Source organism: Bacillota bacterium (genome assembly GCA_023511455.1).
Taxonomy (GTDB): Bacteria; Armatimonadota; HRBIN16; order HRBIN16; family HRBIN16; genus HRBIN16.
Window position 1 is genome coordinate 262,464 of sequence record JAIMBJ010000002.1, and the last position, 12,949, is coordinate 275,412.

At 58.6% G+C, this 12,949-nt stretch carries 14 protein-coding genes; 11 read left to right on the forward strand and 3 right to left on the reverse strand.

All coding sequences use genetic code 11. The features are described 5' to 3' along the window. The first annotated feature begins 73 nt into the window (after positions 1-73). Positions 74-1,618, forward strand: a complete 1,545-nt coding sequence (locus K6U75_02445; GenBank protein ID MCL6473904.1) for a PAS domain S-box protein — start codon at positions 74-76, stop codon at positions 1,616-1,618. Positions 1,619-1,624: 6 nt separating this feature from the next. On the opposite strand, the gene K6U75_02450 is transcribed toward K6U75_02445, so the two are convergent. From K6U75_02450 to K6U75_02460, 3 genes are all read right to left on the reverse strand, one after another. Then, complete coding sequence (locus K6U75_02450; protein MCL6473905.1) at positions 1,625-2,026, reverse strand: type II toxin-antitoxin system VapC family toxin; 402 nt, start codon at positions 2,024-2,026, stop codon at positions 1,625-1,627. A gap of 264 nt (positions 2,027-2,290) precedes the next feature. Continuing rightward, complete coding sequence (locus K6U75_02455; protein ID MCL6473906.1) at positions 2,291-2,743, reverse strand: hypothetical protein; 453 nt, start codon at positions 2,741-2,743, stop codon at positions 2,291-2,293. Next, positions 2,671-5,934 (reverse strand): hypothetical protein, encoded by a 3,264-nt coding sequence (locus K6U75_02460; GenBank protein ID MCL6473907.1) that lies wholly within the window; start codon positions 5,932-5,934, stop codon positions 2,671-2,673. Before K6U75_02460 ends, K6U75_02455 begins: the two co-directional genes overlap by 73 nt. Positions 5,935-6,256: 322 nt before the next feature. On the opposite strand from K6U75_02460, the gene K6U75_02465 reads away from it, so the two are divergent. The 10 genes from K6U75_02465 to K6U75_02510 all read left to right on the forward strand — a co-directional run bounded on the left by K6U75_02465 (position 6,257) and on the right by K6U75_02510 (position 12,798). Further along, complete coding sequence (locus tag K6U75_02465) at positions 6,257-6,904, forward strand: hypothetical protein (GenBank protein ID MCL6473908.1); 648 nt, start codon at positions 6,257-6,259, stop codon at positions 6,902-6,904. 198 nt (positions 6,905-7,102) lie between these two features. Continuing rightward, entirely contained in the window at positions 7,103-8,443 is a 1,341-nt protein-coding gene (gene ffh, locus K6U75_02470; protein MCL6473909.1) for a signal recognition particle protein, read from the forward strand. Between the two features lie 25 nt (positions 8,444-8,468). After that, the gene (gene rpsP / locus K6U75_02475; GenBank protein ID MCL6473910.1) at positions 8,469-8,771 is read left to right on the forward strand and encodes a 30S ribosomal protein S16; all 303 of its coding nucleotides are present in this window, start codon (positions 8,469-8,471) and stop codon (positions 8,769-8,771) included. 53 nt (positions 8,772-8,824) lie between these two features. After that, entirely contained in the window at positions 8,825-9,055 is a 231-nt protein-coding gene (locus K6U75_02480) for a KH domain-containing protein (protein ID MCL6473911.1), read from the forward strand. A gap of 128 nt (positions 9,056-9,183) precedes the next feature. Then, positions 9,184-9,708, forward strand: coding sequence for a ribosome maturation factor RimM (gene rimM / locus K6U75_02485; GenBank protein MCL6473912.1), 525 nt, complete (start codon positions 9,184-9,186; stop codon positions 9,706-9,708). A 4-nt stretch (positions 9,709-9,712) separates the two neighbouring features. Further along, positions 9,713-10,453 carry a tRNA (guanosine(37)-N1)-methyltransferase TrmD gene (gene trmD, locus K6U75_02490; GenBank protein ID MCL6473913.1) on the forward strand — a complete coding sequence of 247 codons (741 nt, stop codon included), beginning with the start codon at positions 9,713-9,715 and terminating at the stop codon, positions 10,451-10,453. Between the two features lie 243 nt (positions 10,454-10,696). Further along, positions 10,697-11,767 (forward strand): substrate-binding domain-containing protein, encoded by a 1,071-nt coding sequence (locus K6U75_02495; protein MCL6473914.1) that lies wholly within the window; start codon positions 10,697-10,699, stop codon positions 11,765-11,767. 69 nt (positions 11,768-11,836) lie between these two features. Further along, entirely contained in the window at positions 11,837-12,214 is a 378-nt protein-coding gene (locus tag K6U75_02500; protein ID MCL6473915.1) for a DUF1559 domain-containing protein, read from the forward strand. 13 nt (positions 12,215-12,227) lie between these two features. Further along, positions 12,228-12,587 carry a hypothetical protein gene (locus K6U75_02505; GenBank protein MCL6473916.1) on the forward strand — a complete coding sequence of 120 codons (360 nt, stop codon included), beginning with the start codon at positions 12,228-12,230 and terminating at the stop codon, positions 12,585-12,587. Positions 12,588-12,606: 19 nt separating this feature from the next. Then, positions 12,607-12,798: a hypothetical protein gene (locus K6U75_02510; GenBank protein MCL6473917.1), complete on the forward strand. Its 192-nt coding sequence runs from the start codon at positions 12,607-12,609 to the stop codon at positions 12,796-12,798. Positions 12,799-12,949 lie beyond the last annotated feature (151 nt).

Genomic DNA, 12,949 nt, shown 5'->3' on the forward strand with positions numbered 1-12,949 from the left:
TAAGGTATGTAGTTTCGCGTTGCTCACCCAGAAGGGACGGCGTGTCCATCACGAAGAAAGGGCGTGTTCCACGATGGGTTCTCATGGAGAGGACGAACTGCGCTACCGTGCACTATTCCAGTGTGCTCAGGATGGTATCTTTCTCTTTGATGCCGATACGGGGTGCTTCATTGAGGTCAACGATGCCTTTCTGCGCATGTTCGGTTATTCCCCCCAGCAGATTGCCCAGATGACCATCTTTGACCTGCCCCACGACAGCGAAGAGAACATCCGGGCAAACATCCAGAGAGTACTGCAAAACGGTTACTGGCAGCTGGGCGAGCGTCTGTACTACCGGGCAGACGGCTCTTTGCTACAGGTGGAGGTGTACGCTGCGCTCCTGGACCTGAAGGATCGCCGCTATATCATGGCGGTAGCGCGCGACATCACGGAACGCAAGCGCAACGAGGAAGAGCGCCAGCGGATGCGTGAACAGCTCGAACAGGCGCGTAAAATGGAGACCATCGGCACGCTGGCAGCTGGAGTAACACACGATTTTAACAATCTGCTGACCGCAATCGTGGGCAACGCCGAGCTGTTAATGGCTATCTACGCGGATGACCCTCAAATACAGAACCGCGTTCATCAGATTCTCCAGGCGTGTGAGCGGGGCAAAAACATGGTGAATGCCCTGCTGACCTTCAGCCGTCGTGGCATCACCGATACGCGCCCTCGCGACCTGAACCAGCTGATTCTCGGCGTTTTGCAAATCCTGAACCATGTATTGCCAGCCAATATCCGCGTGGAGACGCGCCTGCAGGATGACCTGCCCGCCATCCACGCCGACGCCACGCAGATAGAACAGATGATAATGAACCTGTGCGCCAATGCCAGAGACGCCATGCCAGCAGGTGGCATCATCACCCTGCGTACCTGCAGGATGTCTCTGGAGTCCCCCCGTGTGTTTTCCGGCACCGAATTGCCCGCAGGAGAATACGTCTGCCTGGAAGTGCAGGACACCGGAGAGGGCATCCCTCCGGAATATCTACCTCATATCTTCGAGCCTTTCTTTACGACCAAGCCAGTGGGCAAGGGCACCGGACTGGGACTTGCTACCGTGTACGGCATCGTGCTATCGCACGGTGGAGGCATTGAGGTGCAATCCGCGCCGCGAGAGGGAACCAGCTTCCGTATTCTCTTGCCTGCTTTTGAGGGAAAGGCAGAGGATTACTCCTCCCCGAAGAGGCAACTTCCGGAGCATTCCTTCCATGGAACGCGGATACTGTTTGTCGACGACGAGGAGAGCATTCGCGCTCTGGTGGCAGAGATTCTCCAGCGCGAAGGATGTCAGGTGGAAACCGCTGCCAGCGGGGAAGAAGCGTTGCAAATGGTGCGGGAGAAAGGGAGGCTCTACTATCACCTGCTCATCACCGACCTCACCATGCCGGGATTAAGCGGGATACATCTGGCACGACAGGTTTACGGGGTAGCACCCGACCTCCCCATCATCCTGTGCAGTGGCTACGGGGCTGGCGCGGCGGAACAGGCGGAAGACCTTCCCAACGTGGTCTGTTACATTCAGAAGCCCTACCGCCGCCAGCAGCTGCTGGAGGTGATACAGCATGTGCTGGAACGGTAAAGACCGTTACTGCGTCCAGTCCTCCCAGCTTAGTCCTGCAATACGTTGAAACTCGCGCCAATTGCTCGTGACCAGAATCAATCGGTGCGCCACTGCGACAGAAGCTATCAACAAGTCGTGCGGACCTATCATCAGTCCTTGCGACGCAAGAGCGGCGCGAATGCTCCCGTATATTTCAGCAGACCGATCGTCGTAAGGCAGACACACAAAGGGTTGAAAGAACTGAGCAAGTAGCTGCAGGTTGGCTTGAGGGTCTGCACTTCGGTACGCACCGTAGTAAAGCTCCGCCTTTACAATCGTGCAGAGCGCAACCTCCTCCGGAGAGTGCTGCGCCAGTCGCTGCCTTACAGGAGACTGGGGATATCGCAGGTAGTCGATGCAAGTGTTGGTGTCAAGAAGATACCTCATGATGGAAAAGGTCCCGTTCCTCAAACATGCCTTGAGCGGGGCGCTCTAGCTCGCCCTTCCATGCCCCTGCGGTGTTCTCGAAGAAATTCGGGGGCCAACCCTTTGTCTGTTCTTCGTTTAACGACTGAATGACCAGGACGACCTGCACCTCTCCTTCCGGCAGGTCCGTCGGCACTTTCAACTCCAGAATACCATCCGAATTGATCCTTGACTTCACCCTTACGCTGACCATGCGGCTCACCTTTCATATTGTACCCTGAAGCGCTATTCGCTTTCCTCAACAACCTTTATGGGCTCTTGAGCGCGGCGGTACCATCGCTCCGCAAAGGACGCATCCCTTGCGCCCGGCAGGATGACATAGCGCAGACGCACTCCCTCCGTGCGGCTCGTGTTGAAACCGATACCTCCCATCGCCGCGCTGTCCCAGTAGACAATCGCATCCATGGGGGTCAGGGCGAGGCAGGCGTGCGCCCAACGCGGTGCATAGACCGCATACCATCGCGGCTGCTGGGTGGTACCCATGACACCTTCCGCTTCGCCTTTGCCGTCCACCCGCGCCTTGACGCCCCCGCTATCCTCGTAGTCCCCTTCCTGCGCATAAAAGGCGCGGCTGTAGGTTGCCTCGCTGGTGCTGGTCTCGATCTCTACGTCAAAGTATTGCGGGTAGAAGGTGTAGCGTTTGGTGTAGGTGACGCCGCCCTGCAGTTCACGGAACACGCGAACCACCGTGCGCACCGGTCCGTGCGCCAGCAGTTCGACGCGCGCCGGTCTGGCACCCTGTTCCTCCACCCACCCGTTTTCGCAGACGAGAAAACCAATTGCTTGATGAAAGGCTCACCGAAGGGCAGCCTCAGCATCGTTCCCGCACTCGCAATCGGTTTGCGATAGACATCGGGATTCGCCGCGGCGATGTCGCGAGGCACGCCGTCGCGCAGATTCAGGCGGTAGGTTTCCCCCTGAACGTAAGGTTGCTGCGCAGACCAGCGATAGGGTGGTCTGGGAGGCAACACCGCGCCCTTGCGGCGCATGGCATAGAGTGATACCTGCTGGACACTGCCTGCGGGCATCCTGCCCGGGATTATCAGGGCAACCTCCATGCGCCCATCGATGCGGTCGCACTGCGCGGGAATCTCCTGCTTCGGTTTCCCTCCCTCGTCCAGCAGGTAAGCACGCACCGATTCCGCAACGAAAGGCTTATCTTCCACGGGCACCACCAAGACCTCGTCTTCCCTGTCTAAGTCGCCTGCCTCCAGGCGCAGGATAAGGCGAACATCCCAGCGGCTCAGGTCGCGCTCTAGCTGCACCGGTATACCGGAGAGATTCCCGGTCTCTGCAATCTCCTTCACGCCTCCGCCCACTTTTGCGTCAGCTAGCAGCTGCCGACTGCCGTCCAGACGCGAGGAGTCGAGATGGATGACCAGCGTCTGCTCGGCTCGGGCGTTCAGGGATACCTTACCCTGCCATAGCCGGCGCGCAGGGGTTTCTTCATCGGCGTATATTGCCAGCCTCGTATCGGGCGCAGGGGCGAATCCCACGTTCCGCACGGTCAGTTTTATCGCAATGGGCTTGCCCTGTACCGGCCGAGTGGTCTGTACCTGGAGATTCAGCATTAAGTCGGGGCGGCGTGTGTGCCTGCCCCACAGGATATCGTACCAACTTTTGCTCTCCCAGTTTGTGCCGACACCCAGCTCTATCACCCCATCGCTCCACCACTGCAGCGCTGTCGGTAGCCACCGCTTTCCTTCGGGGGGCAGGACGACGTAGACCAGCATGGTGCGCTTGTCCCATCTCTTCACCACATGGCGCAGGTCGAAGCGCACCCTGCCGCTCTTGGAGAACGCCTCCACGCGCACGCGCTCGTTGTCCATCTGCCGCAGGAATAGCCATTCCGATGGAGTCTCGCGGAAGAAGTAGCCATCTGCCCGCACCGTGGTGACCACTTCGCCATTGACCAGCACCCGGCTCTGCTCGATGCGTGGTCCCTTCACCCAGAAGCCGTACTGGGGCAGAACCATGCTCTGTTTGTTCACCTTCAAGGTGTATGTCTCCACGCCGAAGTTGACCACGCACACGGTACCGTCCGCGAAGCGGGTGCGCTGTACCGCGCGGTCAGGCGTGAGAAACTCGTGGCTGAGCATCTCCTGCAGGGCGACGGCTTCGTGCAGCTTGCTGGTCAGGCGGTAGGTGCGCACAAAGGTCTGCCTGTCTTTGTTCCACGCACCCAGCGGGTCCAGCCACATCAGCGGTATCGTGCCGTACAGGATGTTGAAAAGGTCTTTCCTGTCGATGATTTCTGGCGCCGCCTGCAGCAGCCAGTCGGAAGAATCGCCCCAGTACCAGGTGGACACCACGCAGTCGTGGAACACCAGTTCCCACAAGGGGATACGGTACTCGTGCCCGATGCCCCGCTTTTCGTACTCACTCCACGGGGGCAACTGGTTGCCCCACGGGTCGGTGAAGCGTTGCTCTTTGCTTTCGGGACGGATGAGGTGCCCGGCAGGCCAGGAGAACTGGTAGCTGCTCATCATGCCCTCGATATAGTCCAGATGAGGTACTCCCCACCAGATGCCGTGCTCGCCACCGACAACCAGCCCCAGTGAGCGCACGTATGCCAGCAGTTTTTGTCCGCACTCTCGCTTATCGGTGCGCGTCAGCGGGTGTTTGGGGTCGTAGCATTCGTACAGCCCCTCCGCGGTGGTCACGTCGATGAAACGGGCAAGGAACGGGTGGTTTTTCAGGGCAGCGGGTATCACCTTCTGTGCGGCGCGAAGCCACAGGGCAGGGCAGCGCTTCATGTACTGCAATCCTTCCATGGTGCGCCACGCCGTCATGCGCTCACCATCGGCTTTTAGCACTGCGCTGTCGGGTAGCAGGTCGTGGTTCGAGTCGATTTTCTCTTCGCTCTCCGCGGGCAGGATGTCCGTGTAGTTGTCGTACTCGCTGGTCAGGTAGCCTGCCTGCACCGCTTTTTGCATTGCTTCGCGTGTGGCAGTGCCATGAAGAATCAGCTTATCCACACCAAGCAGCTTGGCTTCCTGCACAAATCGGGCATAGTCTACCCCCCACACGCCCCAGACGTCTGCCGCGCCGAACAGCTTGCGCACGTTGGGATTGCGCTGCGCTTTCTCCTTGAGAGTTACCAGCACTCCCTGTTGCTTCGCGTAGGTGCGATATGCCTTCGCGATGGCGACGTAGCCACCCTCCGAAACAAAGTGATAGAACAGCCGTCGGGGATAGGCGAACTTCCCCTTTTGCCCCCACCAGCCGACCTGTGGCGCGACGACCTCGCGCTCTTCCGCGCGGTAATGCTTGCACTCCACGAAACCGTCGTCAGCGGTCTCTATGATGATGGCATATCCAAACCCCTTTTCTATGTCCACCACTCCCACCATCGGCAGGTCCAGCCTGTCCAGAGACTGCCAGCGGGCGGGGAAGGGCTTGAGGTGCAGCGGATACAAATGACCGTTGCTGTAGTCGGCGATAGCCAGCGCACCCTGCGGCGTGTCCAGCATCAGCGGCGCGAGGAACAGCATTCCGGAAAAAGGGGCATCCGGCGGCACGGCTTCTGCTGTGATGTGCAGTTCGGCGGCTTTTGGAGGCACGCGCATGGTTACCTGAAGAGTGCTTCTCTTGCCTTCGTCCAGATACAGGTCCGTCTCGAAACGCACCCCATCCGGTACCGCCTGCACGTTGCGCACGGAGAACCTCGTTTCCTGCGGCTGTTTCCAGAGGTAACCGCACCTTTTATCCAGCACCGCGAAAGACCCCGCCTCTGGCTGTAAGGTCACGCGGATGGAAGCGTTCTCTGTATGCCATCCTTCCGCGCTTTGTGTCGTTTTCGTTTGCGCCTCGGTCAGGACGGCTGCGCAGATCGCTACCAAACAGAGTGCCAACCCTTTCCTTGCCATAGATAAGCTCCCCCCACGCGCCTGTGGTGTAACGGATCCTGTTTCGCGAGAAGCGAACGCACTTCCTGTTGCCGATTGGGTATGTATCCAGTGTAGAACCGTTCGCCTTTTTTGCTTTCTTTGTGAAAAAGTAATCCGTTTTTCCCTTGCAAAATCGTGCAAGATGTTGTATTGTAATGGGTGAAATGCACAACGTACCGTGAGTTCGTGCAGACGAACGAACAGAATGGTCGTCGTGAGGCGACGTTTCTCACAGAAACGTCGCTTCCTTTTCGTTTCTGAGAGGATATCCAAACAAAAAGCATGGGGGGTAGAGACATTCATGACATCCAAACGCTGGACCAAAGAGAGCATTGCTGAGGACATTCGGCAGCTTGCAGAGGAAGGAGTGGACCTCTCTTACTCGAACGTGGTGATCCACCACCTGCCCTTGATGCGTGCCGCCATGCGCTACTACGGCAGCTGGCGTGATGCGGTGAAAGCAGCGGGCATCGACTACGACAAGGTGCGCAAATACCGCAGCTGGAACCGCCAGCGCATCATCGAGCGCATCCGCGAACTATACGAGCAGGGTGAAGACCTGTCGTGGCGGAACGTCAGCACCAATCTGGACCCGCAGCTCGCAGCAGCTGCGACCAAACCCAAGCACTTTGGTTCGTGGCGCAAAGCGGTTGAAGCTGCCGGCATCGACTATCAGGAAGTGCGTCGCTACCACCAGTGGGACGAAGAGACCATCATCCAGCGAGTGCGCGAGCTGTACGAACAGGGCGTGCCTTTGAACGCGAAAAACGTGGAAGAGATAGATATTCCGCTCATCACCGCAGCACGGCGACGGTTTGAGTCGTGGGATAAAGCCTTGCAGGCGGCAGGGCTGGACTACAAGCAGATTGTGTTGCGTCGCCCCTTCAGGCGTCGCGCACGCGGCGGCGAAGGACAGGAAGAAGTCAGCGATAACGGCAACAGCGAATAACGCACCCCCAGAGGGAGCGGCTTTTGCCCTCTGCTCCGCGACCGCCAAACACCTTTTTGCGACGGGACGCGAGAACGAGTGCAGAAGCCGCTCCCTTGCTGCAGCTATGCATTCCCATGAATGCTCTACTCTCCTTGTTTGACAAGTTTTGCATGTCGGTGTATACTATAGCGGATTTACAATCGGTGGGCGGGAAACTTGTTTGAAAGCCTGACGGAAAAACTGCAGACGGTCTTTCGACGGCTGAGCAATCAGGGCAAGGTCACCGAGCAGGATGTGAACGAAGCCCTGCGGGAAGTGCGCATCGCCCTGCTGGAAGCGGATGTACACTTTAAGGTCGTCAAGGACTTTATCGCGCGTGTGCGCGAGCGCGCCATAGGGCAGGAGGTGCTGGAAAGCCTCACCGCCACCCAGCAGGTCATTAAAATCGTGCACGAAGAGCTGGTCAGCCTGCTCGGCGATGGGGCAGAAGGTGTCCGATTTGCGCCCAGGCCTCCCACCGTCATCTTGCTGTGCGGTCTGCAGGGTTCCGGCAAGACCACCACCGCGGCGAAGCTGGGACTGTGGCTGCGCAAGCAAGGGCGTCGTCCGTTGCTGGTAGCGGCGGACGTGCATCGTCCAGCAGCAGTACAGCAGCTGAAGGTGCTGGGACAGAACCTGCAGATACCGGTTTTTGCGATAGATAACAGTAAGGACGCGGTGCGTATTGCCCACGAAGCCCTGCACTATGCCGTGCAACAGGGGCACGACGTGGTGATTCTGGACACCGCGGGGCGCCTGCACATTGACAACGAAATGATGGACGAGGTGCGCCGCGTTAAGGAGGCCACCCAGCCCAATGAGGTGCTGCTCGTTCTGGATGCCATGACCGGTCAGGATGCAGTGCGGGTAGCGGAGGAGTTTCACCGCCACCTGGAGGTCGACGGCTTTATCCTCACCAAGCTGGATGGTGACACGCGCGGGGGCGCGGCAATCTCCATCCGTGCCGTCGTGGGCAAGCCCATCAAGTTCGTCGGCGTGGGCGAGAAGCCGGATGCGCTGGACGTTTTCCACCCCGACCGCATGGCGGGGCGCATCCTGGGCATGGGCGACGTGCTGACGCTGATCGAGAAGGCACAGCAGACCTTTGACCAGAAGCAGGTGGAGGAGCTGCAGCGCAAGCTGCGCCAGAACCAGTTTGACCTGAACGATTTCCTGATGCAGATGCGCCAGATGCAGCAGATGGGACCACTGGACCAGCTGCTGAAGATGATACCCGGTCTGGGTGCGCAGTTAAAGGACGTGCAGATAGAGCCGAAAGAATTAAAGCGTGTGGAAGCCATCATTCTTTCGATGACACAGGAGGAGCGCGCGAACCCGCACATCATCAACGCCAGCCGAAAGCGGCGCATTGCGCGGGGTAGCGGCACTACGGTGCACGAGGTGAACGAGCTGCTGTCGCAGTTCGAAGAGATGCGCCACATGATCCGAGAGCTAAACGCCTTACAGTCCGGAGGAGGCAAAGGCAAACGCAAGATACGCCTGCCTTTCTTCGGATAAAACACACAGAAAGGAGGGAGGTGGTTTGGCGGTCAGGATCCGACTCAAGCGCATGGGGGCGAAGAAGCGCCCGTTCTATCGTCTCGTGGTTGCACCCAGTACGGCACCGCGGGATGGACGGTTCATTGAAACCATCGGTTACTACAATCCGTTGACCGATCCCGCCACCGTTCAGGTGGACGCGGAGAAGGCACTGTACTGGCTGGAGCACGGAGCGCAACCTACCGACACGGCAAAGGATATCCTGCGTCGCGCCGGTGTGCTGGACGCCTTACAACAGCGCAAAGCTCAACCAGCAGGGAGCGCCACCGCATCAGCCGAATCGTAAAATACTTACTCACCAAAACTCTATTTACAGAGAGGGCTAAAGGAGTGGCTGAGGTGAAAGAGCTGGTAGAGTATCTGGTGAAGGAACTCGTGGACGAGCCAGACCAGGTTCGCATCAACGAGGTTCCGGGTGAGGTGGCAACCACCTATGAGGTTCACGTCGCCCCCAGCGACGTGGGCAAGGTCATCGGCAAGCAGGGGCGAATCGCCAATGCCCTGCGCACCATCGCCAAAGCTGCCGCCATGAAGAACAAGCGCAAAATCTATCTGGAGATTATTGCGTAGCATCACGGTAGCCATGCCTGATTGTCTGGGCTCCGGCAGGTCGGTTTCACCTTAGTGCGGCAACGGGCGAGGGCGGGTACACTTTGCATGGGGCAGGAATGCCCCATGCAAAGGCGCAGGTGTTCGTCATGAGAAGAGCAGAACGAGACAGCTGGCGTACCGTCGGATACATCTCCAAGCCGCACGGACTGCAGGGGGAGGTTTGTGTGTACTCCCTGACCGACTTTCCGGAGCGGTTTGCGAGGGGGGCAAGTCTTTCGCTTTCCCTGCCCGATATGCCGCGTATCACCCTGCATGTGGCAGAATCGCGCCCCTTCAAGGGCGGTTACCTGGTGCGCTTCATGGAAATCACCACTGTAGAAGCCGCCGACCGCCTACGCGGCGGATACCTGCAGGTTCCTATCGACGACCGCATGCCCCTGCCCGAAGATACCTACTATATCGATGACCTTATCGGACTGGACGTGTTCACCGACACCGGCAGGTATCTGGGGCAGATTGAGGAGGTCATCCTCAACCCCGCCAACGATATCTACCGTGTGGGCGAGATACTCATCCCTGCCGTCTCCGAGTTCGTGCGCGAGATTGACCTGGTAGCACGCCGGGTGACCATCCATCCCATCCCCGGCTTGCTGCCCGACGAAGAAGAGTAAGCCCATGCGCATCGATATCGTCACCATCTTTCCTGAGATGGTCGAGCCGGTCGTGCGATGCAGTATGCTGGCGCGCGGGCAGCAGGCAGGCGTTCTGGAGATAAACACCGTCGACCTGCGACAGTTCACCCACGACAAACACCATACCACCGACGATGCCCCTTTCGGCGGAGGCGCAGGAATGGTGATGAAGCCAGAACCCTTCTTCGAAGCAGTGGAGCACCTGCGCGAGCAAGCAGGTTGGGTGCCTGCCCGCATTGTGGTCACCACCCCACAGGGCAAACTGTTCCATCAGGCGATGGCGGTGGAGTTTGCGCAGGTGCCGCACCTGATTTTACTCTGTGGACACTACGAGGGCATCGACGAGCGAGTGTGCCAGCATCTGGCGACCGATGAGGTCTCCATTGGCGACTATGTGCTGACAGGCGGCGAGCTGCCCGCGCTGGTGATTGCCGATGCAGTGGCAAGGTTAGTGCCCGGTGTGCTGGGCAACCCCGAATCGTTACAGCAAGACAGCTTCGTGGATGGGCTGCTGGCGCCGCCGCAGTATACCCGCCCGGCAGAGTATCGCGGTTACCGCGTGCCCGGTGTGTTGCTATCCGGTCACCATGCCAACATCGCGCGGTGGCGTCGCCTGCAGAGGCTGTTGCGCACACGCGAACGCCGTCCCGACCTCTGGGAGAGGGTGCGGCTGACGGAAGAGGATTTGGAACTGCTGCGCGGAGCAGATGAACACTGCTCTTGAGCCTCTGCCCGGAAAACGAGCAGACCTTCTACCACTCTCGCTTTTCCAGCGAGGCGAACTTTCGGTCAAAATCCTTCTGTTTATGGTAGAGTGCATTACAACACTATAACTGTTTGTTCAATGCATATGATTCTTTTGAAAAAATCTTTCGAAAAAGCTTGACTTTTTTGGAGGAGACATCTATACTTGATGTAGAACAGTTCTATAACGCTTTGATGAACATTCGGTTGAAGAGGGTGCTCTGTGAGAGTCAAGCACGTGTGGATACGCCAGCAGGTGCTGGAGGAAATCCAGCAGGGGCGGTATGGCAGGCGTCTGCCAACAAAACAGCAACTGGCTGAGCGGTTTGGAGTGAGCGTGGGCACCATATCGCGTGCGCTGGATGCCCTGTGTCAGGAAGGATGGCTGGAGTATAAACGACGCGCTGGCATCTATGCGTGCGTTCCTTCTGTCCCCCGTGTCAAACAGATAGCCTTCGTGGTAAATGCACCTGCCGACGTGATGGAGCATACCTATCACGGACCCCTCTTCCGTGCTTTATGCGATGTGTGTGCTGAGGCGAAGATCAACCTGATGGCAGCTTTCATCCCTGCGTCGGAATGGCAACACTTGCCGGAGCGCTACCCGGGTACCGCTTTCTATGTAGTGGCACCTCCGGCTCCCAGCGTGGATGTGCTGACCTCCCTCTGGCAGCAGGGTATCTCTCTGGTGGCGGCTGGAGCATCATGGAGAGAGCCGGTAGCGTTTCCAACCATAGACAGCGACAATCGTGACGGCGCACGGCGCGGCGTAGAGTATCTGCTGCATCTGGGACACCGGCGTATCGCATACGTCAACGGCTCGGAGGACAGCACCAACTGCCGGGACCGTCTGGCAGGTTATCTGGACGCTCTGCGGGCGTGGGGCATCGAGGCGAAGCCTCAGTGGATTATCCGCCCCGATGATGATACTCATCTCTCGCCCTCTGCGCGCAACGCTCTGGTGGACCTGTTGCTCACGCCGGATCGCCCTACTGCCATCTTCTGTGCAGGCTATTTCCTCACGCTGGGCGTGATGTCAATTGCCGAGCAACTCGGCATTGCTATTCCACGTCAGATAAGCGTTTTGGGCACTGATGACCCTGTGTCGGCGCAGTATCTCAATCCGCCGCTGACCACCCTGCGTCAGCCGCTGTACCAGATGGGCAGGCGGGCAGCGCAGGTATTGCTGGAAAACGCGACGCGACAGTCCGGACGGACTGTCGCGCATGAAAAATTACCGATGGAGCTGGTTACCCGCGCCTCGTGCGCGCCACCCGAAGAACAAATCAGGTAGCAATCGTCTGCTACGGCGGACGTTAGCGATAAAACAAAACAATCTATGTTCGAGGAGGTCGTTTCAACCATGCGACGCAGCGGTTTTACGCTGATTGAGCTGCTTGTAGTTATCGCGATTATCGCGATACTGGCAGCGATCCTGTTCCCTGTCTTCTCGCAAGCACGCGAGCAGGCACGCAAGACATCATGTCTGTCCAACACCAAGCAGATTGGGCTCGCAGTGGGTATGTACGTCCAAGATTACGACGAGAGGTTCTTCGTGCAGCCGTGGCCGGGTGGCTGTCCCGACACCGGCTACTTCACGGTGGACCCGAACCATCCCAAACAGCACTGGGCGACGCTCGTCTACCCGTATGTCAAGAACGGCGGCATTTTCGACTGCCCCCAGCTACGCGGGTACCACTTACGTGGCAGCCTACGCGCTGTGGGTGTGCGGCGACCCTGAGAGGAAGCGCATTGTGCCGTTCGTCGAGTACGGCATCAATGAACTCCTGCTGACCGGCGGCACGTCCCTCGCGGCGATTCAATCGCCTTCCAACATCGGCATCATCGCCGACAACAACTACATCTTCAGCTGGCGCAACTGCCTCGTGGGTCCGCTGGACAGCCAGCCGCGCTACTACTGGACGGAAGGACGCGGTGGCTGGGAGTTTTATCAGGGCAATCCGCGCCACCAGGGCGGGATGAACTTCGTGTACGCCGATGGACACGCGAAGTGGGCCCGCGCAACCAACAACCCCAACCCCAAGCCAGACCGACCGTACGAGTGGGGTTACTATCCGGTGCTGATGTCGGATGATATCTGCACGCCTCCGTAAGCACCAGGGAGGAAAAGCTATGAATAAAAACATCTCGACACCGGTAGCTATCGCGATTATCGTGGTGGTGCTGCTCGTGGTGGGGTTCTTCCTCTACCGCGGAATGACCGGAGGGGTACAGGGCGACGGTCGTGAAGGTGAAGTGCAGGCAGCCCCTCCTGTTCCCGGTGGAGGAGCACCGCCCGGCACGGTGGCTCCGGGTAGCCAGTAAAAACAGATGGGGAGAGGTGTTGTTCCTCTCCCCATCATCGTTTCACCGCGATATTCTGAGATGCTTCGCTGGCACTCTGTTAGTATAGACGTGGGAAAGAGAACATGATACACTCTTTCCACACACCGCCGAGGGGCTGGGACGTTCTATG